The organism is Stenotrophomonas sp. GW821-FHT09E08 (genome assembly GCF_059416125.1).
This window is the reverse complement of record NZ_JBWKOO010000011.1, coordinates 130969-156070: the sequence shown is the minus strand read 5'-3', so window position 1 is coordinate 156070 and position 25102 is coordinate 130969. Positions and strand designations below refer to the sequence as shown.

18 protein-coding genes are annotated in these 25102 nt (G+C 67.9%); 1 reads left to right on the top strand and 17 read right to left on the bottom strand.

Going from position 1 to position 25102, the window contains the following annotated elements; translation table 11 throughout:
* Window positions 1–260 (bottom strand): fimbrial protein (locus AC07M7_RS14815; RefSeq protein WP_495207740.1); only part of this gene is annotated, 260 nt, incomplete at its 3' end.
* 440 nt (window positions 261–700) lie between these two features.
* Here AC07M7_RS14815 and AC07M7_RS14810 point away from each other — a divergent pair.
* Complete coding sequence (locus tag AC07M7_RS14810; protein ID WP_014645902.1) at window positions 701–1066, top strand: hypothetical protein; 366 nt, start codon at window positions 701–703, stop codon at window positions 1064–1066.
* A gap of 16 nt (window positions 1067–1082) precedes the next feature.
* Here AC07M7_RS14810 and pncB read toward each other — a convergent pair whose 3' ends face one another.
* From pncB to AC07M7_RS14730, 16 genes are all read right to left on the bottom strand, one after another.
* Window positions 1083–2264, bottom strand: a complete 1182-nt coding sequence (gene pncB / locus AC07M7_RS14805) for a nicotinate phosphoribosyltransferase (RefSeq protein ID WP_495207739.1) — start codon at window positions 2262–2264, stop codon at window positions 1083–1085.
* A 106-nt stretch (window positions 2265–2370) separates the two neighbouring features.
* Window positions 2371–3210 carry a glycosyltransferase family 2 protein gene (locus AC07M7_RS14800; protein WP_495207738.1) on the bottom strand — a complete coding sequence of 280 codons (840 nt, stop codon included), beginning with the start codon at window positions 3208–3210 and terminating at the stop codon, window positions 2371–2373.
* Entirely contained in the window at window positions 3207–4061 is an 855-nt protein-coding gene (locus AC07M7_RS14795; protein WP_495207737.1) for a glycosyltransferase family 2 protein, read from the bottom strand. The genes AC07M7_RS14800 and AC07M7_RS14795 overlap by 4 nt, the downstream gene beginning before the upstream one ends.
* 756 nt (window positions 4062–4817) lie before the next feature.
* Window positions 4818–7019, bottom strand: a complete 2202-nt coding sequence (gene gspD / locus AC07M7_RS14790; RefSeq protein WP_136638596.1) for a type II secretion system secretin GspD — start codon at window positions 7017–7019, stop codon at window positions 4818–4820.
* A 9-nt stretch (window positions 7020–7028) separates the two neighbouring features.
* Window positions 7029–7820 (bottom strand): type II secretion system protein, XpsN-like, encoded by a 792-nt coding sequence (locus AC07M7_RS14785; protein WP_495207736.1) that lies wholly within the window; start codon window positions 7818–7820, stop codon window positions 7029–7031.
* Complete coding sequence (gene gspM / locus AC07M7_RS14780; protein ID WP_426354401.1) at window positions 7810–8529, bottom strand: type II secretion system protein GspM; 720 nt, start codon at window positions 8527–8529, stop codon at window positions 7810–7812. Before gspM ends, AC07M7_RS14785 begins: the two co-directional genes overlap by 11 nt.
* Window positions 8504–9649: a PilN domain-containing protein gene (locus AC07M7_RS14775; protein WP_495207735.1), complete on the bottom strand. Its 1146-nt coding sequence runs from the start codon at window positions 9647–9649 to the stop codon at window positions 8504–8506. Before AC07M7_RS14775 ends, gspM begins: the two co-directional genes overlap by 26 nt.
* Entirely contained in the window at window positions 9646–10509 is an 864-nt protein-coding gene (locus AC07M7_RS14770) for a type II secretion system minor pseudopilin (protein WP_004142842.1), read from the bottom strand. The genes AC07M7_RS14775 and AC07M7_RS14770 overlap by 4 nt, the downstream gene beginning before the upstream one ends.
* Window positions 10506–11138, bottom strand: coding sequence for a type II secretion system protein J (locus AC07M7_RS14765; RefSeq protein WP_495207734.1), 633 nt, complete (start codon window positions 11136–11138; stop codon window positions 10506–10508). The genes AC07M7_RS14770 and AC07M7_RS14765 overlap by 4 nt, the downstream gene beginning before the upstream one ends.
* Complete coding sequence (gene xpsI / locus AC07M7_RS14760; protein WP_136638601.1) at window positions 11135–11554, bottom strand: type II secretion system protein XpsI; 420 nt, start codon at window positions 11552–11554, stop codon at window positions 11135–11137. Before xpsI ends, AC07M7_RS14765 begins: the two co-directional genes overlap by 4 nt.
* Window positions 11551–12045: a type II secretion system protein XpsH gene (gene xpsH / locus AC07M7_RS14755; protein WP_495207733.1), complete on the bottom strand. Its 495-nt coding sequence runs from the start codon at window positions 12043–12045 to the stop codon at window positions 11551–11553. The genes xpsI and xpsH overlap by 4 nt, the downstream gene beginning before the upstream one ends.
* 6 nt (window positions 12046–12051) lie before the next feature.
* Window positions 12052–12495: a type II secretion system major pseudopilin GspG gene (gspG, locus tag AC07M7_RS14750; RefSeq protein WP_004142831.1), complete on the bottom strand. Its 444-nt coding sequence runs from the start codon at window positions 12493–12495 to the stop codon at window positions 12052–12054.
* Window positions 12496–12544: 49 nt separating this feature from the next.
* Complete coding sequence (gene xpsF, locus AC07M7_RS14745; RefSeq protein ID WP_136638603.1) at window positions 12545–13765, bottom strand: type II secretion system protein XpsF; 1221 nt, start codon at window positions 13763–13765, stop codon at window positions 12545–12547.
* Between the two features lie 24 nt (window positions 13766–13789).
* Window positions 13790–15511 (bottom strand): type II secretion system ATPase GspE, encoded by a 1722-nt coding sequence (gene gspE / locus AC07M7_RS14740; protein ID WP_136638604.1) that lies wholly within the window; start codon window positions 15509–15511, stop codon window positions 13790–13792.
* 136 nt (window positions 15512–15647) lie between these two features.
* Window positions 15648–17501, bottom strand: coding sequence for a S8 family peptidase (locus tag AC07M7_RS14735; protein ID WP_295380585.1), 1854 nt, complete (start codon window positions 17499–17501; stop codon window positions 15648–15650).
* Window positions 17502–17659: 158 nt separating this feature from the next.
* Window positions 17660–24838, bottom strand: coding sequence for an ESPR-type extended signal peptide-containing protein (locus AC07M7_RS14730; protein ID WP_495207732.1), 7179 nt, complete (start codon window positions 24836–24838; stop codon window positions 17660–17662).
* Between the last annotated feature and the right edge of the window lie 264 nt (window positions 24839–25102).

Sequence of the window (25102 nt, the reverse complement as noted above, 5' to 3'; positions counted from 1 at the left end):
AAGTAGGTCGCGACGTTGCCGGCGCTGCACTTGGTCAGGTTGATCGCGAACGGGGTACGACCCGCAACGGCACCGGCATTGGCCAGGGTGTTCTTGGACACGGTCGGCAGGTTGACGGCGAAGTCCTTGCCGCCCGGGGTCGAGATGGTGCAGGTCTTGTCGGTCACCTTGCCGTTGAAGGTGATGGTGCCGTCGGCGGCGTTGGCGGCCAGCGGAGCGGCGGCCAGCATCAGAGCGGCGATGATATTGATCTTGTGCATTCGCTTTTACCTAACCCTACTGAAGAGATGAGAAGTAGAGGAGGAAGCAAGGAGCACTGCCGGGCTATCAAGACCCATCCTTGCGTCTCACCTGTGGCCGGACTCGGACATACCTTCCCCTGAATCCGTGACGCAAGTATAGGCACAACTGTGATGAAAGTCACATTATTTTTCTGAACGACGGTTTATTGACGCCTCAAATGTGACGTGGTAGCCGAAATCGAGTCAGCGGGAGCGAGCGGTCACCCGCAACCTTCGCTGAGGCAGCTGGCTGCGCCGGGCGCGCACGCAAAAAGTCGCTATTTCCCCCTGAAAATCAGCTTTCTTGATGCGCATCACTCTTTCTCGGTGATGGCCCTAGCAGATTCGGATTTGTCCTATTAAAGCCGGGTCCAACCTGTCGCTAACTAGGAAACACCGAACGAACCAGAGAACGTGTCATGAGGAACTCCATCCTGCTGTGTGTGGCCCTGATGTCCGTCAGTGCACTGGCCCAGGCTAGCAGCGGCAGCATCCGTTTCAGCGGTCGCATCGCTGAGCCGGGCTGCACGACGAACCTGTCCCAGGGCGAGTTGAGCCTGGCGGCCTGCCCGCCATCGGCCAAGGGCTCGACGGTGGCCGTGACGGCGCTGGCCGATGGCCAGGCCGCAACGCTGCGCGATGGCAAGCGCCAGGGCCAGAAGCTGTCGGTGTCGGCCAGCGCGATGCGCGCCGGTGATATCGCCTTCTCCGAGCGCTACAGCGTGCAGGCCTCGAAGCAGCAGCCGCTGCAGGGCGCCTACCTGGTGGTGGTCGACTACCTGTAAGACCCGCAGGCCGGCATTACTCCGGCTGCGGCAGCTCGAAGACCTGGCGCAGGTAAGCCAGGTAACCAGGGTCGTCGCACATGCTCTTGCCCGGCGAATCGCTGAGCTTGGCCACCGGCTGGCCGTTGCAGCGGACCATCTTGATGACGATGTTGAGCGGCGTTGGCCCCAGATCATTGGTCAGGTGGGTGCCGACGCCGAAGGCGACCTGGCAGCGACCACGGAAGTAGTCGTACAGGCGCATCACCTTGACGATGTCGAGGCCATCGCTGAACACCAGCACCTTGCTGCGTGGATCGACACGGCGCTGCTGGAAATGCGCCAGCATGCGGTCACCCCAGTCGAACGGATCGCCCGAGTCGTGGCGCACGCCGTCGAACAACTTGCAGAAGTACATGTCGAAGTCGCGCAGGAACGCGTCCAGGCCGACCACATCGGACAGCGCGATGCCGAGGTCGCCGCGATATTCGCGTGCCCATGACTCCAGTGCCGCCACCTGCGAATCACGCAGGCGCGGGCCCAGCGCCTGGAACGCCTGCAGGTACTCATGGGCCATGGTGCCGTGCGGAGTCATGCCATACAGGCGCGCGAAGTGCACGTTGCTGGTACCGACCAGCTGCGGCCCGAGTGCATCGCGCAGCAATGGCAGCAGGCGGGCATGCCAGTCACGCGAGTAGCGGCGGCGGCTGCCGTAGTCGGCGATACGGCACTGCTCGAAGCCGGGGGTATCACGCAGCAACGCGGCCTTGGCCTGCAGGCGGCGCTCGCCTTCGGCGAAGTCGGCGGTGGTGGTGTTGCGGAACCAGACCTCGTTGATGATCGCCAGCAGCGGCACTTCAAACAGGATGGTGTGCAGCCACGGGCCGGTGATATCCAGCTCGATCTCGCCGGGCACCGCTTTCGATGCGCGCAGTTGGATGTACTTGCGGTCGAGGTGGAACAGGCCAAGGAAGTCGGCAAAGTCGGGCTTCACGAAGCGCAGGCCACGCATGTAGTCCAGCTCCACGTCACTGAAGCGCAGGCTGCACAGGTGGTCGATCTCTTCGTCGATCTGGTCGATGTAGCGGGCCAGTTCGATGCCGGGCGTGCGGCACTTGAACCGGTACTGCACCTGGGCGCCGGGATGCTGGTGGAGCACCGCCTGCATCATGGTGAACTTGTACAGGTCGGTGTCGAGCAGGGACTGGATGATAGGCATGGGGCGGATTATGCGCCCGACGGAGTGAACCGTGGGCGCGCCGGCCTTCTGTAGAGCCGAGCCCACGTTCGGCTGGATGTTGCCTGAGCCGAGCGTGGGCTCGGCTCTACAACGACCTGCGCAGCAGGCGCGGCACCAGCATCAGCGCGTGCGCCCAGATCGCGCCCCACACCGCCACGCGTACCGGCAGCGAACGCTGCCTGGCCTCGAACTTCTGGAAATAGCGCCACAGGCCCTTGTGCTTGTGCCACTCGACGAAGAACGGACGTGAGCGGCTGGATACGCCGCGCACGTGGGTGACCTGCAGATCGTTGGCGATCGCCACCACTGCGCCGGCCTCGCGGGCACGACGGCACAGGTCCAGGTCTTCGGCATGCAGGCGGTAACCAGCGTCCCAGCCACCGATACGGTCGAACAGTGTGCGCGACATCATCAGCAAGGCACCGGACAACGCCGGTACCCGCTGCAGTGCCTGCTGCGCGTCACGCGGAACGGCCAGTTTCGAGCCTTTGCCCGGCGAGCGCAGCATCAACAGGAAATCCGGGTCGCGGCGGCGCACGGCCTCATCGGCGTGGCCATGCTCATCCAGCTGTTCGACACCGAGCAGGCAGTCACCGAGCGCGTCGGCGCGGCTGCGCAATCCGGCCAGCGTTTCCGGTTCGACCATCAGGTCCGGATTGATGAAGGCCAGCCACGGGCTGCCCGAATCGGCCACGCCCTGGTTGTTGGCGGCGGCGAAGCCGGGATTGTCCGGATTACCGATGAAGCGCACGCGCGGGTCATGGCTGGCGTGTCGCTGCACGATCTCCAGCGTGCCATCCACCGAGCCATTGTCGATCACCCGGATCTCGGCCACGTCCTGCGCTTGGCGCAGCCGTGAGAGGCAGGCATCGATGGTGCTGCCGCTCTGGTAGGTGACGACGATGGCGGCAATGGCAACATTCAAGCGTGAGGCTCCGGCGCGGATGACGGGACGAACAGGTCACCCTGCTCGGCCGGTATTATCGCCTGCTGCATGCGCTGCTGCAGATCGGCGCGCATCCCGTGCAACGGATCGTGCATCAGGAAATCGGCCAGCCGCGGCACCCAGGCCGGCCAGCGCGCGGCCAGCGCTTCAAGATCGCCATCGCGGCTGATGGCCTCCCCTGCGCGGCCGACGAAGGCTGTTTCGCACAGGACATTGCGCCAGCCCAGCCCGGCCATGCGCAGGCTCAGGTCGACCAGCGCCGCGTTCCACCCCGCATAACTCTCCACGTCCAGGCCACCGGCGCGGCGACGCGCGTTGCCGCGCACCAGTACCGCGTGGGTGACTGCCGAGGGCAGCTCCGGATGCAGCACTGGCAGCGTGGCACAGGCGTGTGCCAGCAGCGCCGGGTCCTCCGGCTCGGGATTGATTTCGCCCAATCGCGGCCACGCGGCGGTTTCGCCGGCATTGCACCACGGTGTTGCGGTGGCGATGGCGGCATCGCGGGCGAAGGCGTCCTGCAGCTGCTGCAGCCAGCCGGGTGCGGGCACGCTGTCCGGCGCCAGCACGGCCACGTCCAGGCCCTCGCAGGCGCGCAGCATCTCATCCAGATGGGCGACCTCGCCCAGCGGCCGCGCGCGGCGGGTGTATTCGGCCTGCAACGGCGTATTCGCCAACCAGTGCTCCACCACCGCCTGCGCACGCGGCCCGGTCTGCGCGTCATCGGCCAGCCAGACCGCGGTTCCCGGCGCGGTGCCGGCATCCAGCGCGGCCAGGCAGCGGTCGAGCGCAGCATCGTCCACGCACAGCGGCAACAACACGATCGCCCCCATCCCGCCTCCGTGGTTGTCGGTGGACACAGCCTAGCACCGGGAGGGTATCGGCCGGGTTGCACCCGGCACCTGCTTCAGGCCGGGACAACAGCAACAGCCGGAGCAGAAGCTGGGTTCCTGGGGGATGGCGGGGTGGGTCCGGTTGCGGGGGACGCTGCAAGTACGTCCATGTAAGCTCGGTCGCCGCTTGCTCGTGTGCGCTGTCCTGCGCACACGGCAAGGCCCGGGTTGGGCGTCCTGCCCAACCCGCCCGAGGCATGCCTCGGGCCCATGCGGCTCACGCCCCCGCAACCGGACCCACCCCGCCTTCGACAGTTTTCCGCGATCTGTCGGGCATTGCCTTCTGTAGAGCCGAGCCATGCTCGGCTCAGATATTTCGGATCTCGAAATATTCGATTTCGATGGAGAGTCATCCACGCATGGCGTGGATCCAGCGTGTCGACCAAGGTCGACACCTACCGACAGCAGCAGGAAACTGTCAGAGGTGGGGCGGTGTGGGTTGGCAGGACCGTTGGCGCCATGGGCCCGAGGCATGCCTCGGGCGGGTTGGGCAGGACGCCCAACCCCGGTCTTGCCGTGTGCGCAGGACAGCGCACACGAGCAAGGCGCCATCGAGCCCCCAAGGACGGGTTTACGGCGTGTCCTTACAACCCACACCGCCCCACCCTCCCCCAGAAATCCGCTGTTGCTGTTGCTGTTGCTGTTGCTCCAGCTCTGGCCTCTGCGGTTGCCGGGCGCAGCCCGGCCGTAAACCCCTTACTTCTTTGCGCGCGGCTGGTTCAGCGGTTCCATTGCGCGGAAGCGCTGGCTGTACTCGTCGGTCAGGTTGCGCGCTTCCTGGCTGTTGCGGACGATGCTCGGCGTCAGCAGCACGATCACTTCCGAACGACGGCTGGTGCGGGTCTTCTGCCCGAACAGCGCGCCCACCACCGGAATCCGGCTCAGGCCTGGAATGCCGCTGCTGCCATCGGTGGCCGTATCGGTGATCAGGCCGGCCAGCATGATGGTGTCACCGCTCTGCACCGCCGCTTCGGTCGACAGCTTCTTGGTGGAGATGCGCGGGTTGCAGTTGCGCTCGGTCGGGTTGCAGTTCTCCGGCACGTCGGAAGCGCTGCTCACTTCCTGCACGATGTCGAGGAACACCGTGCCGTCGCGGGTCACCCGCGGGCGTACCTTGAGGATCACGCCGGTGTCGATGTACTGCACCGAGCTGTAGCTGCTGGTGCCGATGCCGGTGTTCACCGTGGTGGTGTTGATCGGCACCTTGTCGCCCACGTTGAGCGTGGCTTCGGCGTTGTTGCGCACGAACACCGAAGGGGTCTGCAGCAGGCGTACATCGGTGACCTTGTCCAGCGCGCTCACCACCGCTGCGCCATTGTGGCCGGTGAACGCCCAACCAGCGCCTTCGGCACCGGTCACCGCGCCCGCGAAGGTGCTCCACGAACCGCCGGCGGCCGGCGGCAGCGTCAGCGCACCCAGCGCGCCGCCCAGTGCACGCCCGGCTACGGCGTTGTCGAAGAACCAGTTCACGCCGTACTTCAGGTCGCCGGTCAGTGCGACTTCGGCCACCTGCGCTTCGATGTGCACCTGCAGCGGCATCACGTCCAGCTTCTCGATCACCTCGCGGATCGAGCGCCAGGCCTGCGGGCTCGAACGGACCAGCAGGGTGTTGGTCTCTTCCACCGCCGACACGCCGACACGGTCGCCCTCCACTTCCAGGCTGACGCTGACGTTGCCGGCCTGGCGCTGCGGCAGGTTCATGCTGCCGTTGCCGGTACCACTGGAACCACTACCTGACGTCGAACCGAAGTTGCTGCTGTTGTTGCTGTCCATGCCACGATCACCATCGCTGCCCAACTGCGACGGAATCGCGCCGGGCGCCAATGAGCCGGAGCTGGAGCCGCCGCGGTTGCCGCTGCTGGCGAAGGCTTCACTGAGGCGTTCGGCGAGGTCGCGTGCCTTGATGTAGCGCAGCTCATAGGAGAACAGGCGGGCGCTGCCACCGGCGGTATCGATGCGATCCAGCCATTGCTGGATCTGGTCCAGGTAACGCACCTGCGGGGTGATCACCAGCACCGCGTTGGCGTTCTCAAGCGGCAGGAAGCGGAACATGCCGGCGCTGGGGGTCTTGCTCTCTTCACCGAACACCTTTTCCAGATCGGCTGCAACCTGCTCGGCCTTGCCCGACTGGATCGGGAACACGCCCACCGACATGCCCGACAACCAGTCGACGTCGAAGATCTCGACGGTGCGCATGTAGTTTTCCAGCTCGGCGCGAGTGCCACCAAGGGTGATCACGTTGCGGCCGCTGTCGACGTTGACGATGGCGTTGGGGCGCGCGTACGGCTCCAGCACCTTCTTCATTTCAGTTGCGGAGATGAACTGCAGCGGGATCACCCGGACCTCGAAACCGCGTGCGCTGGCCGCCGGCGCCGTACTTGGTGCGACAGTGCCGGCCAATGCCTGGTCGGCAGCCACGATGTTGTAGCGACCACCGCTGTACACCATGCGTGCGTTGTTCCAGCCCAGCACCATCTCCAGCAGGTTCAGCGCCTGCGCCGGCGACACCGGTTTCGGCGTGGCCAGGGTGACCGTGCCCTGCACGCCCGGTGCGATCACGTAGTTCTGCCCGAGCATGTCACCGAGGATGGCCTTGACCACCGCGTGCACCGATTCCCCCTCGAAGTTGAAGGTGGCCTCGCCGGTACTGGCGCCGTGCAGTGCCGGCGCCGGCGCGCGCGCGGCTTCGCGGTTGATCATGGTGCCGGTGCCGCGGCGGATGACCGCCTGGGGCGCGCCCTGGCTGTCACGGGCGGCATCGGCAGCCACTTCCGCCGCCTGGCCGGCATCGGTCGTGGACGTCAGGTTGCCTTTGCGCTGCACGTGCGGCGCGGACACCGTGCTGCAGCCAACCAGCAGCGCGAGGGCAAAGGACCAGGGAAGGAAACGCAGGTTCATGCATTCACTCTATCGGTTGGTGCCATCGCCCGGGGGCGGCGACGGTTGTTGCTGCTGTTGTTGCTGCAGCTGGCGGCGGCGGGCCTGGATGCGTTCGCGGATGGCCTGCATCTGCGCTTCGCTGGGACCGTTGGTGTTGGCGGGAGGCGTAGCGGCCGCCGGTGTGGCCGCCGGTGCTGCGCTGCCACCTGGCGGCTGCTGTGCCGTTGCTGCAGCGGCAGGCGGTGGCGGGGGAGCACCTGCCGGGGGCGGCGCAATGATTCCACCCGCTGGCGGTGCACCGTTGGCGCCGCGCAGCACGGTGGGCGGCTCACCGCCCTGACCGTTGAACACCGCCAGCTCCAGCACCTGGTTGCCACCGGGACCGATCACGGTAGCCTGGCGTGGCGCCAGCGCGACCAGCTGCCAGCCATCAACGGCCTCACCATTGAGGCGCAGGCGCAGCGAGCGGTTCTGTTCGGTAGTGAACGTGGCCATGCCGAAATCGCCGGTCAGCAGCACGCCGGTCAGGCGCAATGCGGCGCTGGCAGCGGGCTCGCTGCCACCAAGCAGATAGGGCTTTGGCTTGCGGTCCTCGGCGAACAACGGGCGCTCGCCGATCGCGCTGTAGCTGTCCGCACTGGCCATGCGTTCGGCGGCAAGCGACGGCAGGCCGGGCAGTGACGGCGCCGCATCAGCATTGCCATCGGCGCCCGGCAACTGGCTGCCGAGGCCGAAGCCGGTGGCCAGCCAGACCGCTGCCGCCCAGCCCGCCAGGGCCAGCAGGAAACCGGTGCGCAGGCTGATCTGCTCAAGTTTCATCAGCCACCTCCTGTCCCTCGGCCGGTGCATCCGGTACCGGTGCAGCCACCGGTGCCGCTGCAGGCGGCTGCGGGGTGGCGGCCGGCCCGTTCGCGGGTGTTGGCGCGGCCCCTTCGGCCGCAGCACCCGGCAACAGATAACCGGCCAGTTCGAAGGACACATCCAGGCCCAGCCCGGATTCGTTCGGCGATTGCTGGAAACGCTGTGCGATCAGGTTGAGGTTGTCGACGAACAGGCGCGGGCTGCCGGTTTCCAGGCTGTGCAGCACGGTGGCCAGTTCGGCCACGCCGCAACGCAGGCGTACCTGCATTGCGACGCGCACGAACTCGGCATCGCGACGGTTGTCGGTCAGCGGCGTACGGTTGCTGATGGTGCAGCTGCGGTTACCCGGGCTGGCCATCGCCACGGCATCCTGCAGCTTGCCACCCAGCGCGGCGGCGGCGGCTTCGGCGGTGGCTTCGCGCAGGAAGCCCGGCCGCTGCTGCAACGCTTCGCGGGTAGCGCGCAGGCGCTGTTCGATCTGCGGCTGCTGCTGCAGCTGCGCCTGTACACGCTGCTCGCGCTCGCGCAGGGCAGCCACATCGGCATCGATCTCACGCAGCGGCTGGGTGAACCAGGGGTGCACCAGCAACAGATAGGCCAGGCCGAGCACTGCCAGCAGCAGTGCCAGTGCCAGCCAGCGGTCACGGCGCGCGCTTGGCATCGGCATCGGCCGCCTCCCCTTCCGGAGCCGCAGCCGCCATCGGCTGCAGTTCAGCGGTCATGGTGAAACGGTCACGGCCACTGGCCGCACCGTCGGCCTGCAGCACGCCGGTCAGGTTGACCTTGCGCCACTGCGGCGCATCCTGCAGCAGCTGCACCAGCTGCGAGGCCTCGCGGCTGAGCCCGATCAGCTGCAGGTTGTTGTTCTCGATGGCCAGTTTTTCCAGGTAGGTGCCCTCCGGCAGGCGCCGGGTCAGTTCATTCCAGATTTCCACCGTGCCGGCGCGCTGGCTGCGCTGCTTTTCGAGGAACGCGGCACCGTCGATCAGCGCCTGCAGCTGCGTACGTTCGCTGGCCACTCCACGCGCACTGCGCGCGCTGCGTTCAACCTGGGCACGCAGTTCATCGGCGGCGGCGCGGCGGTTGTCGAGCAGCTGCAGGGCGGCCAGCACCAGCATCACCAGCGCGGCCAGGGCCAGCAGCAGGTTCCAGCGCCGCATCGGGTCCGGTCGCAGCTGGCGCTGCGCGGGCGGCAGCAGATTCACGTGCAGCGGATCGCCCTGCGCATCAATCGCGTCGACGGCGGCCAACATATCGGCCCACTCGCCCACGCTGCCACGCCAAGCCTCCAGCTGGCGCAGCGGCCAGGCGATCAGTTCAACCTGCAACTGGCCTTCGCCGGCGCTGCCCAGTTCACGCACGTCATAGCTGACCTGGCTGGATTCGAACGGTGTCTGCCGGTCGATCTCGAAGCCGACCACCGCGCGCAGGCGGTCGGCCGCCGCCGCCGGCAGCCGAAGATGGCGGCGCAGCACTTCACTGGCCGGCAACAGCCACACCCGCGGCAGGCTGCGCAGGCGCGGCTCCAGAACGCGGTCCAGTTCAGCCGGCGACAACGGCCACGACAAGGTCGCCACCGCTTCGCGGCGTTCGCCGGCCTCACGCCAGATCTGCAACTGGTCACCCTCGCGCAGCAGCAGCAGGCGCGCCTGTGCCCAACCCAGCGCCCACTGCCAACGTGCCGGCACCCACGCCAGCAGCGATTGCCGCCACCAGCGCAGGAAGCGGCCAGCGCCCGGGCCGATCCGGCCCTGAACCTGCCGCAGACTGTCCTGCCAAGCCGTCATCTTGCTGTCATTCCCTGCTCCCAGCGAAGCACTGTGTAGGACCGCCCGGGAACCCCGCCCGAGCCATTGCGAACCACTGCCTGCAACACCGACCGGCGTCCACTGCCGTCGATGACACGGGACTCGATACTATAGGTGCCACTGCTGCTGGCAAGCGTTGTCGCACCCGCAGCGGTATCGGCATCACGCTCCTGCTGGGCGCGCTGGGCCAGCACGGTGTCGGCATCCAGCCCCAATGCGGTCAACACCGGTGCGCTGGCGAACTGCGGATCCGGGCGTGCCTGGCGGCTGTACAGGGTCAGGTGCGGCAGCATCTTCTGGTACAACGGCCCGGGCATGCCGAGCACCCGCTGCAGTTCGCCCAGGGTCTCGAAACGCTTGTTGCGCGGGCCATACGGCAACCCGGCCGCGGCGTAGTCGGGCGCCTCGGCACCGCCACCGGGCTGCAGTAGGCTGTCCTCGTCGCGCCAGTCGACAATGGCACCGGCCAGCTGCCGTGCGGCTCCTTCGTCTTCGCCCAGCGCCTTGAGGAAAGCGGTCAGCAGAGCCACGTCGGCCAGATTCAGGTTGATCTTGCCGTTCTCGTCCAGCACCTTGATCTCGATGCTGGCGTCATCGAACGTCCAGCGATAGGTACGGCCATCGGCCCGCCACGGGGCCCGCTGCGGATCGGCGGACAGGCGCATCAGCGCGTATTCCAGGCCGGCCCGTGCACGCTCCTGGCCGCGCGCGTCGTCATCGAGCACCCGCTGCTGCAGGTGCTCGACCCGCGCGCTCAGTGCAAAGGCGCCGACCAGTGCAGTCATCAACGCGATCAGCCACAACACCAGCACCAGCGCGGCGCCACCCTGCCGGTTCATCGCGCACCTCCGCTGCCACCGGCACGCGGTGCGACCACCAGCACCGGCCAAGGCGCGCCCTTGGCCGGCACGATCTGTACTTCCACCAGCATCGGCAGGCGCCGCGTATCGTCCCAGCGCGGCAGCCAATCGGTCACCTGGCCGGTGCTGGCGTCAATGCCGCGATAGCGCAGTTGCACCGACTTCAGGCCGTCCACCAGCACTTCCGGTGGACGCGGCGGCGTTTCTGCGATGCGCTCGCCCTCCTGCAGCAGCACCAGGTCCAGCAGCAGGCGCTGCTGGCCACTGCGGCCGTCCACCTGCAACGCGTGCAGGTACGGTCCGCCGCGGCCGAGATAGCCGGGCAGGTCGGCGGCGAACAGCATGCGCTGTTCTTCGCCCTGGAAGAAGATCGGCTCACGGGTGGGGTCGGGTACTTCCAGCGGTGTGCGCAGCGCGCCGGCCAGCTGACGCCGCAGCAGCGCCTGCACCGCGCGCATGCGTTCGCTCTCGGCAGCGATCTGCTCGCCGCGCTGGCTGACCGCCATCGCCGAGCGCACGCTGGCGAACGCCAGGGCCAGGCCACCGGCCAGCAGCACCGTGGCCAGCATCACCTCGATCAGGGTGAAACCCGCAGCGCGCCGCATCATCGCGCGCTCTCCAGATCCGGCGGCAACAGGCGCAGGCTGCGCCAGCGCAGCTGTTCGCGCTCGCTGTCACCCCAGCGCACCTGCAGCTGCAGCTCGGCCAGCCAGGGCGCACCCGGCGACTGTGACTGCACCACGCTACCTGCACGCGGCTCCACCCACGGCTGCACCTGCAGCTCCCAGTGATAGCGGCCCTGCTCCCAGTCGCCCTGCTGGCGGCCGACCTGCAGCGGCGTGGCGACTCCCGTCTCGGCCAGCAGCGACTGCGCATGCAGCACCGCGCGCGTGCGCAGCCCGGCCTCGCGTACCTGCTTCGCACCACCGGACAGGCTGCCCAGCAGCAGCGTCAGCGCCAACCCGAGCAGGGCGAAGGCGATGATCACTTCCAGCAGGGTGAAGCCACGCGCACGCCGCTTCATTGCGCCCGCCATGGGCCGGAGCGCACTTCGCCGGTCAGCCAGCCAACATCGATGCGCCACTCGGCACCGTCGCGCTGCAGGCGGATGCGGCCGCCACTGGAACCACCATCGGGATGGAACTCGATCACGCCCTGCCCTGGTGCGGTGGCCAGCTGCGCGGCGCCTTCGAACTGCACCTGCAGCTGCGCAGGCACTTCACCCTGGCGTTGATTGGCACCTTCCCAGCGGCGTCGCGCCGGTTCAATCACGAAGCGCTGCGGTTCACCCCGGGTGATCGCCTGCGCGCGTACCACCCGCAGCTGGTTGGCGATGTCCTTGCCGGCACTGCGCAGTTGCATGCCGGCAAAGCCACGTGACAGGCCGGCAGCAGTGATCAGGCCGATCGCTGCGGTCAGCGCGATCACCAGCAGCATTTCCAGCAGCGACAGGCCCGCTGCGCGCCTGCCGTGCAGGCGCGGGCGAGGCAGCCGGCGCGGCAGGAAATACGTCATGCAGGATCAAGGCTGGTAGCGGATGTCGGCGTCGACGCTGCTGCCGCCGGCCTTGCCATCCTTGCCGAGGCTGATCAGCTCGTACGGCTGGCCTTCACCCGGCGCACGGTATTCCAGCGCGTGGCCCCACGGATCGTTCAGGTCAGCCGGCTTGGCATACGGACCCAGCCAGCCGCCGACGCCCGCCGGTGCGGTCACCAGATCGTTGAGCGAGCCAGGCAGCTTGCCGGTATCGATCTGGTAGTTGTCGACCTTGGACGCGACGGTCTGCACCTGCGCCTTGGCGATGTTGGCCTTGCCGCGATCGGCGCCGCCCAGCACGCGGCTCGCGACCAGGGTCAGCACCGCACCGATCAGCACGATGACGATGATGATTTCCAGCAGGCTCATGCCTGACTGGTTGCGCGCGGCGGTGAAGGAAAGGCGGATCGGTCGACGGGAAGCAATCATGGTCGGTCCTTTCAGTTACGAAGTGTCGGGGTTGCGTAGGAATCCATCGTCAACCGATGGCATTGGTCAGGTCGTACAGCGGCACCAGCACGGCCACGATCACCGCGCCGACCACCGAGGCCAGCACCAGGGTGATCGCCGGCACCATCGCTGCCAGCAGGCGGTCGATGCGGCGGGCACTGTCCTGTTCGAAGGTATCGGCCGCCTTCAGCAGCATGGTATCGAGTGCGCCGGATTCCTCGCCCACCTGGATCATCTGCAGGGCCAGCCGCGGGAACCGCTTGCCGCGCGACAGCGCCAGCGACAGGCCGGCGCCGTTCTTCACTTCATCCGCGGCGGCCTCGACATCGGCGGCCAGCGCGCGGTTGCCCAGCACGTTGCGGGCGATGCCCAGCGCGCCCAGCAATGGCACGCCGTTGCGCAACAGGGTACCCAGCGTGCGTGCCAGCCGTGCGGTTTCCAGTTCGCCCAGCAGGCGGCCGATGCCGCGCCGCTGCAGCAGCCAGCCATCCAGCGCCAGGCGGAACACCGGTTGCCGCGCCTTGCGTTCGAAGAACAGCGCCAGCACGGCGGGCACCACCAGCAGCAGCACCCACCAGTCGCGCACGAACAGGCCCAACTGCAGCACCGCGTTGGTGAACCACGGCAGCGCCACGTCCAGGCTCTCGTACATCTGCGCGAACTGCGGCACCACATAGCCGAGCAGGAACAGCAGTGCACCGCCCACCACCACCAGCAGGATGGCCGGGTACACCAGCGCGTTGATCACCTTGCCCTGCAGCGCACGGCTGCGTTCAAGGTAGTCAGCCAGCCGCTGCAGGGTGTCGTGCAGGCTGCCACCCGCCTCGCCGGCGCGCACCATGTTCACGTACAGGCGCGAGAACAGCCCGTGCTGACGCTCCAGCGCAGTGGACAGCGGCGCACCACCGCGCACCACGTCGCGGATGTCGGTGATCGCACGCCGCGAACGTTCGTCTTCCGGCAGGCCGAGCAGGATCGACAGCGCGCGGTCGAGTGGCTGGCCGGCACCGAGCAGTGTCGCCAGCTGCTGGGTGAACTGCAGCAGTGCCGCGCCCTGCAGCGGGCGTTGGCGGAACAGGTTGCGCCAGGTGCTGCCGCCGATCGCCCCGCCGTCAGCCAGCTGCGTCTCCATCGGAAGGTGGCCCTGGTCCTGCAGGCGCGCGACCAGCTCGGCCTCGCTGGCCGCTTCCATCTGCCCGTCGAAGATCTCGCCGTGCGTGTTGAGCGCCTTGTAGCGGTAGTTCGGCATGTCAGCCCCTGCGTCCTGCGCGCATCAGCTTTCCTCGGTCACGCGCAGCACTTCCTCGATGGTCGTCTGCCCGCTCAGCGCCTTGGACAGGCCATCCTCGTACATGGTGCGCATGCCGGCCTCGCGGGCGATGCGCTCGATCTCGCCCATGCCATCACGGCGCATCACCGCACGCCGCAGCGCGTCGTTCATCACCAGGAATTCCATGATGGTGGTACGTCCCAGGTAGCCGGTCGGTGCCAGCGCCGAGGGCTTCGGGCGGTACAGGTGGATCGGCCCCTGCGGCTGCAGGCGGCGCAGTTCGAAGCGTTCGATCTCCTCCGGCGAGGCTTCGTAGCGTTCGGCGTGGGTCGGTTCCAGCCGGCGCACCAGGCGCTGGGCGAGGATGCCGTTGATGGTGGAGGTGAGCAGATAGTCTTCCACGCCCATGTCGAGCAGGCGGGTGATGCCGCCGGCCGCATTGTTGGTATGCAGGGTGGACAGCACCAGGTGGCCGGTCAGCGCCGACTGGATCGCGATGCGCGCGGTTTCCAGGTCGCGCATTTCGCCGATCATGATGATGTCCGGGTCCTGGCGCACGATGCTGCGCAGGGCATTGGCGAAGTCCAGCCCGATCTGCGGCTTGGCCTGGATCTGGTTGATACCCTCGATCTGGTACTCGACCGGGTCTTCGACCGTGATGATCTTGACGTCGGCAGTGTTCAGCTGGCTCAGCGCGGTATAGAGCGTGGTGGTCTTGCCCGAACCGGTCGGGCCGGTCACCAGCAGGATGCCGTGCGGCTGTTCCAGCACCTTGCGGAACTGCGGCAGGAAGGCGTCGGTGAAGCCGAGGCGGTGGAAATCGAACACCACCGTTTCGCGGTCGAGCAGGCGCATCACCACGCTTTCGCCGTGCGCGGTCGGCACGGTACTGACGCGCAGGTCCAGTTCCTTGCCCTGCACGCGCAGCATGATGCGGCCATCCTGCGGCAGGCGGCGCTCGGCAATGTTGAGCCGGGCCATGATCTTGATGCGACTGATCACCGCCGCGGTGAGGTTGGCCGGCGGGCTTTCGCCCTCCACCAGCACGCCATCGACGCGGTAACGGACCTTCAACCGGCTTTCGAACGGTTCGACATGGATGTCCGAGGCGCGCAGCTCCACCGCGCGCTGTATCACCAGGTTGACCAGGCGGATCACCGGCGCTTCCGAGGCAAGGTCGCGCAGGTGCTCGATGTCATCCACCGCACCGCCCTCGCCATCGGCGGTCTCGACAATCGCGCCCATCGCACTACGGCCCTGGCCGAACCAGCGCTCGACCAGATCATCGATCTCGGCGCGCATGCCCAGCACTGGCGTCACCGGTACGCCCAATGCCAGCTGCACGGCCTGCTGCGGATAGGGATCGTGGGCATCGGCCAGCCACAGCCGCACGCCCTGTTCATCAAGCGCCAACGGGCACACATGGAACTGCTTGAGGAAGCGCAGCGACAGCGGCAGGCCCTCGGCCAGCCCCTGTGGCGGCGCCTCGGGCAGCTGCTTGCCTTCCAGCAGCGGCAGCCCCAGCACCTCGGCGCTGGCCTGCGCCTGGTCACGTTCGGAGACCAGCCCCAGCCGCACCAGCAGGCCGAGCAGGCTGCCACCGGCTTCGGCGTGCAGCGGCCGCGCCCGTGCCAGGTCGCCTTCCTTCAGCCGGCCACGCGCCAGCAACGCATCCAGGATGCGACCTTCGGCGGTGTCGGCGGCGGTTGCAGCAAGCGCGTTCACATGACTCTCCTGTCAATCGGTTCGACTTTAGCAGTTAAGCCATGATTTCCGCCGCCCCTCCGCCACCTTTCGTAAAAAGACGAAGCCCGTCACATGGGATGACGGGCTTCGGCCATTCAACTACGACAGTTCAAGCTTACTGCGTGGCGAGAATGCTCACCCCGCTGTAGGCCGCTTCACCCACCACCTTGATGTAGTAGGTGGTCGCCACCGGCTTGGTCACCCGCACTGTCTCGGAGGTGCCCGGACGGGTCGACTTGGCATCATTGTCGCTGGCACTGGGCTCACGGCCTTCAGCCACGTAGACCGAAACGTTGCCGGTGCCACCGTAGGTGATCACGCTGAACTGCTTGCCGGCAGCCGCTTCGAAGCTGTAGAGCCTGCTGCTGCCGGCTGCACCTGACAGGCCACCGATGGCCGCCTTGTTGGTCAGTGGCGTGGCCACCGGCCCGCAGTTCTCGGTGCATGGTTCTTCCAGTGCCTTGGCCAGCGCGGCCTTGGCATCGAGGATGCCGGTACCGATCGGGGTGGCCGCCGGAATGGCGACCGGGAACGGACGCGCGGTTTCCTTCAGCAGGGTGCGCATCGCCGCCGGGGTCAGCGGATCCTTGCCCTTGGCGATCAGCGCGCTCTGCACCAGTGCGGCAACGGCTGCCACATGCGGCGAGGCCATCGAGGTACCGCCCATGCCCATGTAGCCCGGCGTGCCCGATTCCGGCGTGGTCGCCGCATTGGAGCCGGTCTGCCAGATGTAGCCACCGGGATTGCCATCGACGCTGCCGCCACCGCCCGGGCCGGAAAGATCCACGCGGGTACCGTAGTTGGAGTAGTAGGTGATGCCGCCGGTGATGCGGGTGGCACCCACGGTCACCACGCCTTCGCAGCTGGCCGGCTGGTACTTGGACGCGTTGTCGGTTTCATTGCCGGCGGCCACCACCACCGTGGTACCGCGCGAGATGGCGCCGTTGATGGCGTCCTGGTAGGTGCTGGCGCAGGCGCCACCGCCGCCCAGGCTCATGTTGATGATCTCGGCCGGATTGGTGTTGGCCGGGATGCCGGTCACCGTGCCACCCGATGCCCAGACCACCGCATCGGCGATGTCGGACAGGTAGCCGCCGCACTTGCCCAGCACGCGTACCGGCAGCACCTTGGCCTTGTAGGCGACACCGGCCATGCCGACGCCGTTGTTGGTCTGCTCGGCCACGGTGCCAGCAACGTGCGTGCCGTGCCAGGAACTGTCCTCGGCCAGCGAGCCGTCATAGCACTCGTTGTCGTTCTCGACCCAATCACCGTAGTCCTGCGCGCCCGGCACGCGATCGTTGGTTGGGCGCCGCGAGGTCTCCGCATCGCTGATGAAGTCGTAACCCTCCAGCAGGTTGCCGACCAGGTCCGGATGCTGCGGCAGGATGCCGGTATCGATCACCGCCACCACGATGCCCTCGCCCTGCGAGACATCCCACGCCGCCGGTGCGTTGATGCCGCCGACGGCGTTGTGCAGGTGCCACTGGTTCTGCTGGTAGAAGGGATCGTTCGGCACCAGCGCCGGCTGTACGTTGCCGGCACGCAGTTCGGTGCGGCGCAGCTTCACGTCGGCTTCGGCGTACTGCACCGACGGGTCGGCCTTCAGTTCCTTCAGCACGCGCTGCAGTTCGGCCGGGGCCAGGCGGCCCTGCACGCGGATCAGGTCCGCACCGGTAGCGAGCTTGCGTACCACCTGCGGGCCAAGGGTACTGGCACGTGAGGTACCGCCGGACAGGCTGGCCCGGGTCAGCGCCGACTGCACGGTGGACAGCTTCGCCGAGCGGTCGGTGGCGGCAGCAGCGCCGGCCCGGTACTTGACGATGATGCGCTCAGCACCCGGTTGGGCGGTGCTGGCCTGGCGCACCGGCTCACGGGTCGGCAGGCCGGCGGCGTGGACGGCACCGACGGCCGTCATCGACAGCACGGCGGCGGCAAGCACATTGATGCGAAGGTTCTGCTTCTTGATCACGTCGAAATTCCTCTTCTGGGTCATGGTTCGAACCAACACTGCGGCCATCATTCCTTGACGACTCCCGGCCGGCCCAGCCGGGATTGCCGTGACCTCCCCCCAGGCCCTCACTGCAGGTGCTGCGCCGGCGTGGGTGGCCGCCGGCGCGATGGAATGGCTTACCAGCCGAAGCCGGCACCGACGCCGACCGAGCTGTCGTCACTGCTGAAGGCACCGCCGAAGGTGACCGTGGCGCGATCGCTGATCGCACGCTGGTAGCCCAGCGACAACGCCGATTCGCCGCCCTGGAAACCGATGCCGACGCCGACCCGGTTCTGGGTACGGATACCGGCAGCACTGGTGGCCATGTTGAGCATTGCTGCGCTCATCGCGCCCTGGCGGTCGATGCGGCGATCCATGTGGCGCAGGCGTCCGTCGATCTCGCCCTTGAACACATCGAAGCTGTCGGTGACAGCCTGGACGCGGCTGTCGGTGTAGCTGTTGGCCGTGGCCATGCCACGATCAAGCTGGCCCTTGTTGACCGCATCGGTAGCCGTGGTACCGGCCGCCACGTTGGTGACCTGGCGTTCGTTGCCCTCGCTGCCCACCGACACCGTGTTGGCCCGATCGGCGACCGAGCCCTGTCCCAGCGCCACGGCATTGGCCGCACTGGCATTCGCCCCCTGGCCGATGGCAGTGGACGAGGCACCGCTGGCGACGGCGCCATCCCCCATGGCGACGGCATTGAGGCCGCTCGCCGGGGTGCCGACCGGAATGCCGGCACCTGCTGCGGCGGCCGTCGGCGTGCCCTGCACGCGTGCGGTGCTGGCCGCTGCCGCATCCGCCGTCACAGGGGCATCGGCGGTGCTGGCCAACGAAGTGTCATCCAGCGAGGCGCTCATCGCGCGCAGGCTGGACGCACCGGCACGCGTGCCACCGGCGCTGCGGCGGTCGATCTCGCTGACCTTGCGGTCGAGTGCGCCCAGTGCATCGCCGACGTTGCTGTAGGTAGCACCCTGGATCACATAGTTCGGCGCCACGAACACACCCTGCATGCCGACACTGGCACCACCGCCGAGGAAGCTGGCGGCATCGCTGAGCGACTGGAACAACTGGCCGCCGTTGATCGCCTGCCGGCTGCCTGCCGCAATGCTGCCGGCACCGACGTTGTCGATGGTGGTGCCCTGGAAGCCGGACAGGGTCAGGCGATCACGGCTGGCGTCGTCGTAGCCCACCGCGCTGGCCGCCGTGGTTTCAACGGTGGCGATGCGCGAATCGAAATCACCAACGCGGGTTTCCACTGCGCCCACGCGCTGGTTGGTGACGTTGAGCTGCGAACCGGTGATCGCATCGGTGCTGCCGGCGGCGATGCGGCCATCGGCCACATTGACGATGCGGCGCGTGGCCGGACCATCGGTGCCGTTGCCACCACCGACCGACACCACGTTGGCATCGAGCGCTCGCGAACCCGCGCCGAGCGCGACCGAGTTGGCACCCGTTGCACCGGCACTGGTACCCAGGGCCAATGCACCGTTGCCGATGGCCAGCGCATTGGCACCCAGCGCGTTGCTGCGTGCACCACTGGCGCTGGCTGCCGAACCGATGGCTGCGGCGTCGGTACCGCTGGCGCTGGCCGTGCCGTTGCCGGTGGCCTTGACGTAGCGCGCCGTGCCGTCTGCGGTGGCGGCAACGGCATCCAGCTGGCCACGGTTGACCGCATCGGTACGCTCGGTACCGGCGGCGACACGGGTGATCTGGCGATCGCTGCTGGCACTGCCAACCGACACGGTGTTGGCACGGTCGGCAACCGAACCAGCACCCAGCGCGACGCTGCCGGCAGCGCTGGCATTGGCGCTGACACCGACCGCTGTCGCATTGGCGCCGGTGGCCTTGCTGCCATAACCGACGGCGGTGCCAAGACGGCCGCTGGCATCGGCGTAGCTGCCAATGGCCGACGCGCCGTCAGCCGAAGCACTGGCGCGGAAACCATTGGCCTGCGACTGCGTGCCGCTGGCGGTGGCCTGCGCACCGCTGGCGGTGCTGTAGGCGCCCTTGGCCTGGGCGCCGGCACCGGTGGCGCTGGTACCCAGCTCACTGGCACTGGCGCCACTGCCGAGGGCGACGCTGTCGACACCGCTGGCCTGCGCCGTGTTGCCCAGTGCAGCGGCATTGTTGCCGGTAGCCAGCGCATCGAAGCCCACCGCGGTGGCATTGGCCGCCATCGCGTTGGCTCCGCTGCCCAGTGCGGTGGCGCCGTTGCCGATGGCGTTGGCCGCATTACCGGCAGCCAGTGCGTTGTCACCATCCACCAGTGCACCGGCCTCGCCATCGGCATTGCCGCTGGCCTGGAACTGGCGGCTGGTCTTGTCGGCGACACTGGCCACTGCATCCAGCTGGCCCTTGTTCACCGCATCGGTGGCTTCGCTGCCTGCTGCGACATGGGTCACCTGGCGCTCGCTACCGGTCTTGCCGACAGCCACGGTGTTGTCACGGTCAGCCTTGGAACCGGCGCCCAGCGCGACGCTGTTGCTGCCATTGGCGGTGGCGTTGGCACCCAGTGCGGTGGCGCTGCCGCCTGCCGCCCACGAGTTCCAGCCGATCGCCGTGGCGTAGTCTTCGGTGGCCCAGGCGCCTGCGCCGAATGCTGCCGCACCGGTACCACTGGCACGCGACGGGATCAGGCCGAAGAAGGTGCTGCCACCTATCGCCACGCTTTCTTCGCCACTGGCTTCGCTGGACTGACCCACGGCAACGGCGCCGGTACCGGCCGCAGCGGCACCGAAGCCGACTGCCGTGGTGTTGGCACCACTGGCTGCCGAGCCGTAGCCCAATGCCGTGCCGAGCCGACCGCTGGCTTCGGCATAGCCGCCGACGGCGGTGGTGCCATCGGCCGACGCGGCGCTGCGGAAGCCACTGGCCAATGCCTGGGTGCCGCTGGCATTGGCTTCGGCGCCGCTGGCGGTGCTGTACGCACCACTGGCCTGCGCACGCGCGCCGGTGGCACTGGCGCCCAGTTCACTGGCACTGGCACCACTGCCCAGCGCCAGGCTGTCTTCGCCGGTGGCCTGTGCCGTGCTGCCCAGAGCAGCCGCGTTGTTGCCGGTGGCCAGCGCATCGAAGCCTACCGCCGTGGCGTTGGCCGCGATCGCGTTGGCACCACTGCCGAGCGCGGTGGCACCGTTGCCGATGGCATTGGCGGCGTCACCTGCGGCCAGCGCATTGTCACCCTCGACCAGCGCCCCGGTTTCGCCATCGGCATTGCCACTGGCCTGGAACTGCTTGCTGGTCTTTTCCGCCGCAGCGGCCACCGCATCGAGCTGGTTCTTGTTGACCGCGTCGTTGCCCTGGGTGCCGTCGGCCACGTTGGTGATCTGGCGGGTGTTGCCACCGCCGCCCACCGATACGGTGTTGTCGCGGTCGGCAATCGAGTCCGCACCCAGCGCCACGCTGTTGGCACCACGCGATTCGGCGGCGTTGCCCAGTGCGGTGCTGTTGATGCCCCCCGACCAGGCACCACCACCCACCGCAGTGGAGTAGTTGCCCGAGGCCTCGGTGGCCAGCACGCCGAACAGCGAGCCACCGACGGCGACACTGTTGGTGCCGGTGGCCAGGCTGCCCTGGCCGGTGGCGGTGCTGTAGGCGCCGGACGCTTCCGAGTCGCCACCCACTGCCACGCTGTTGGAACCGGACGCATTGGCGAAATTGCCGAACGCCGTGGCATTGAAGGCCGATGCCTGTGCATAGCCACCGATGGCGGTGCTGTAGCCACCGGTGGCTTCGGCACCGATACCGAACGCCGCTGACGCCGTGCCGCTGGCCACGCTTTCGCTACCCACGGCGGTTGCCGCGTCACCGCTGGCATTGCTGAAGTAACCCACAGCTACGGCTTCTTCGCCAGAGGCTTCGGACAGCACGCCGGTAGCGGTACTGCCGGCACCGCTGGCGATGCTGGCCGCACCGAACGCTGCACTCTGCTCGCCGCTGGCCTCGCTTTCCGCACCGTGCGCGGTGGCGTACTCGCCGGTGGCCTGTGCGTTGGCGCCGACGGCGCTGGCATTGGCTGCGCTGGCAAGGGCATTGAAGCCCACCGCCTGCGCATTGTTGGCCAACGCATTGGCGCCGCTGCCCAGCGCAGTGGCGCCATTGCCGATGGCATTGGCCGCATCACCGGCGGCCAGTGCGTTGTCACCGTCCACGAGCGCACCGGCTACGTCATCGCCGTTGCCGCTGGCCTGGAAGAAGCGGCTGGTGGTTGTCGCCGTGGTCGCAACCGCATCCAGCTGCGCCTTGTTCACCGCATCGGTGGCCTGGGTGCCGGCGGCGACGTTGGTGACCTGGCGTTCGTTGCCGGCGCTGCCCACCGACACCGTGCGCGCGCGATTGGCGACCGAACCGGCGCCCAGCGCGACCGTGTTGCTGGCGCTGGCATTGCTGCCGGCACCGAGCGCGATGGCACTTTCACCACCGGCCACCGTATTGGTGCCGATGGCGATGCTGTTGATGCTGTTGCCCAGCGCCTGGAAGCCCAACGCCACGCTGTTGTCGCCATAGCCGAAGGCGCCGCGACCGACAGCGGTGGAGCTGGCACCGTTGGCCCAGCTGTTGTAACCGATGGACGTTGCGCCGCTGCCGCTGGCCCAGGCCGCGTTGCCGAACGCCGACGCGTTGGTGGCAGTCGCCCATGCACCCGAACCGAATGCCGCGGCGCCACTGGCGGTGGCCCAGCTGTATCCACCGACGGCGGTGCTGTCATCGCTGCTGGCGAACGCACTGTCGCCGACTGCAACCGCATAGCTGCCGGTGGCGCGTGACTTGCCGCCTGCGGCGAAGCTGTTGTCACCACTGGCCTTGGCAGCATTGCCGAATGCGCTGCTGGCAGCCCCGGTGGCCTGTGCGCCGCTGCCGACTGCGGTGGCATCGGCAACGGCGGTGGTGCCGACCTGTTGTGCCTTGCCGTCGGCACCGATGATCGGCTGGTTGAATTCATCATAGGCCTGGCCGAGGCCACCGATGGCAACGCCACCATTGCCGGTGGCAGCACTGTTGCGGCCTACCGCCACACTGTCATCGCCGATGGCCGACGCGGCGGCGCCATGCGCAACGGCGCCGGCACCGATCGCATTGCTCGAGGAACCGACGGCGATGGCGCCCTCGCCATCAGCCAGTGCGCCGGCGTCACTGCCCGCCTCCGGCTGCGCCTGGAAGAAACGAGCGGTGGTGTCGGCGGTGCTGGCCACGGCATCCAGCTGCGCCTTGTTCACCGCATCAGTAGCTTCGCTGCCGGCGGCAACGCTGGTGATCTGCCGCTCGTTGCCGGCACTGCCCACCGCCACGCTGTTGGCGCGCACCGCTTCGGAATTCGCGCCGAGCGCGACGCTGTTGGCGCCGCGTGCGGTGGCGTAGTAGCCCACGGCAGTGCTCTGCGCGCCACTGGCCCAGGTCTGAGCGCCGAGGGCACTGGCGTTCTCGCCCGGTGCATAGGCGAAGTAGCCAACGGCAGTGGCTTCGGCACCGGAGGCCTCGCTCAGGCTGCCGTTGGCCACCGCGCGATCGCCACTGGCAATTGCGCCCGCGCCGACGGCGGTCGCGGCTTCGCCACTGGCCTGGGTCTGCACGAAGAAGCCCAGGCCGGGAATCAGATCGGCCGGGCCGCCGATGGCGACGCTGCTGGTGCCGGTGGCATTGCTCTGCGTACCCAACGCGGTGGAGTAATCACCGATGGCATTGGCCACCGCACCGAACGCCGACGCTTGTGCGCCGGCAGCATAGGCACCCACGCCGTAGGACGACGCGGCAAAGCCGCTGGCTTCAGCGCTGGCACCGACGGCAGTGCCACCGACGCCGGCGCTGGTGGCGCCGGTTTCCACCGGTACGCCACCGCTGGTGATCAGCGGGTTGCCGTTGGCGTCCACCGCAGCACCGCCCACGGCAACACTGCCCGGGCCGTTGGCCTGTGCGTTGTTGCCGAACGCTGCACTGTTCTGGCCCGAGGCCAACGCGTTGTTGCCGACGGCGGTGGCGTTCTGCGCGACGGCGCCAGCACCAGCGCCAACTGCAGTAGCACCGTTGCCGATCGCGTTGGCGGCCTCGCCTGCAGCCAGTGCGTCGTCGCCCTCGGCCAGCGCACCGGCATCACTGTTGCTGCTGCCGGTGGCCTGGAAGCGCTTGGCGGTGGCATCGGCCACGGCGGCAACGCCCTTCAACTGGCCGACGTTGACCGCATCGTTATCTTCCGTACCGGCAGCCACGCTGGTGATCTGGCGGGTCAGGCCGTATTCGGCGGCACCGACGGACACGGTATCAACGCGGTCGGCCAGCGAGCCGGCACCGAGCGCCACGCTGCCGGTGGCCACCGCAGCGGAGTTCGAGCCCAGCGCCGTGCTGTATTCACCGACGGCGGTGCTGAATGCACCCACTGCAATCGACGCTTCGTTGGCGGCGGTAGCGCCGCGACCGAGCGCGGTGCTGCCCGGGCCCATCGCAACGGCACCGCCGCCGACGGCCGTCGCACCATCAGCGGTGGCTTCGGACAGTGCACCGAGTGCGGTAGCCGCGCCGTTTTCGCTGGCCGCGGTAGCGCTTGCGCCAACCGCGGTGTCGCCGAGACCGAATGCCGCGGCGCTCTGCCCGACCACGACGCTGGCATCGCCGAGCGCGAGTGCGCCCTGGCCGAAGGCGCTCGCGCCGATGCCAGCGGCGATGGCCTGCGTGCCGACTGCCGTGGTGGCGTTGGCCAGCGACTGTGCGCCGGCACCGGCCGCCAGAGCGCCCTGCCCGTCGATCTTCGCCGCGTCGCTGTCATCGCCAGCGCCGTCGGCCTTGAAATAACGGTTACCGTCTGCGGCGACGTCGGCCAGCGCGGCCTGCGTTGCACGCGCCTGCGCATCGAGCTGCGCCTTGTTCACCGCATCGGTGGCCTGGCTGCCTGCGGCAACATTGGTGATCTGCCGTTCCTTGCCGGTGTCACCGACGGACACGGTGTTTGCACGGGTGGCCTTGGAGCCGGCGCCGAGCGCCACGCTGTTGGCAGCACTGGCGCTGCTGTTGCTGCCGATCGCCACCGCGTTGCTGCCCTTGGCCGTAGCCGTGCCTTCGATCAGGCACTTTTCGAGCAGCTTGCCGCTGAATGCGACGCAGGTGGCGCTGCCGCCGATCTGCACCGACTGTGCCGCAGCGATACCGCTCATGCCCAATCCCAATACCAGGCCCAGTGCCATCGCCAACCGTGCGGGCGCAGCCTGCGTTGCATCGCGGCGCTGGTCGACGACCCCGCCGCTGCTGCCGGAGGAGGCCAGTTCCGAGGCCACCACCAACTGACCCAATGCTTTGTTCCAGACCTTGCGATAAATCCGATTCATCGGTACGGCTCCTGATTGGACTGGTTTTGGGCAAAGCAACGCCACCGCTGGGCTTTCCGGCCCAACGTCCCCTGGGGGCGTTTATTCGCGTGATTTACTGCGGGGTATTGCCGAACGGCGCGCAGCGACAGAAAACCGAGCGCGTGCGCCAAGCGGTTACTGCGAAATGAATGATTCTGAAACGGGGTTCAAGTGTTAACGGCAACTTTGCAGATCGTCAAGACTTTGACACGGCAAATCCTATTGCCGTGAAGCACATCACTA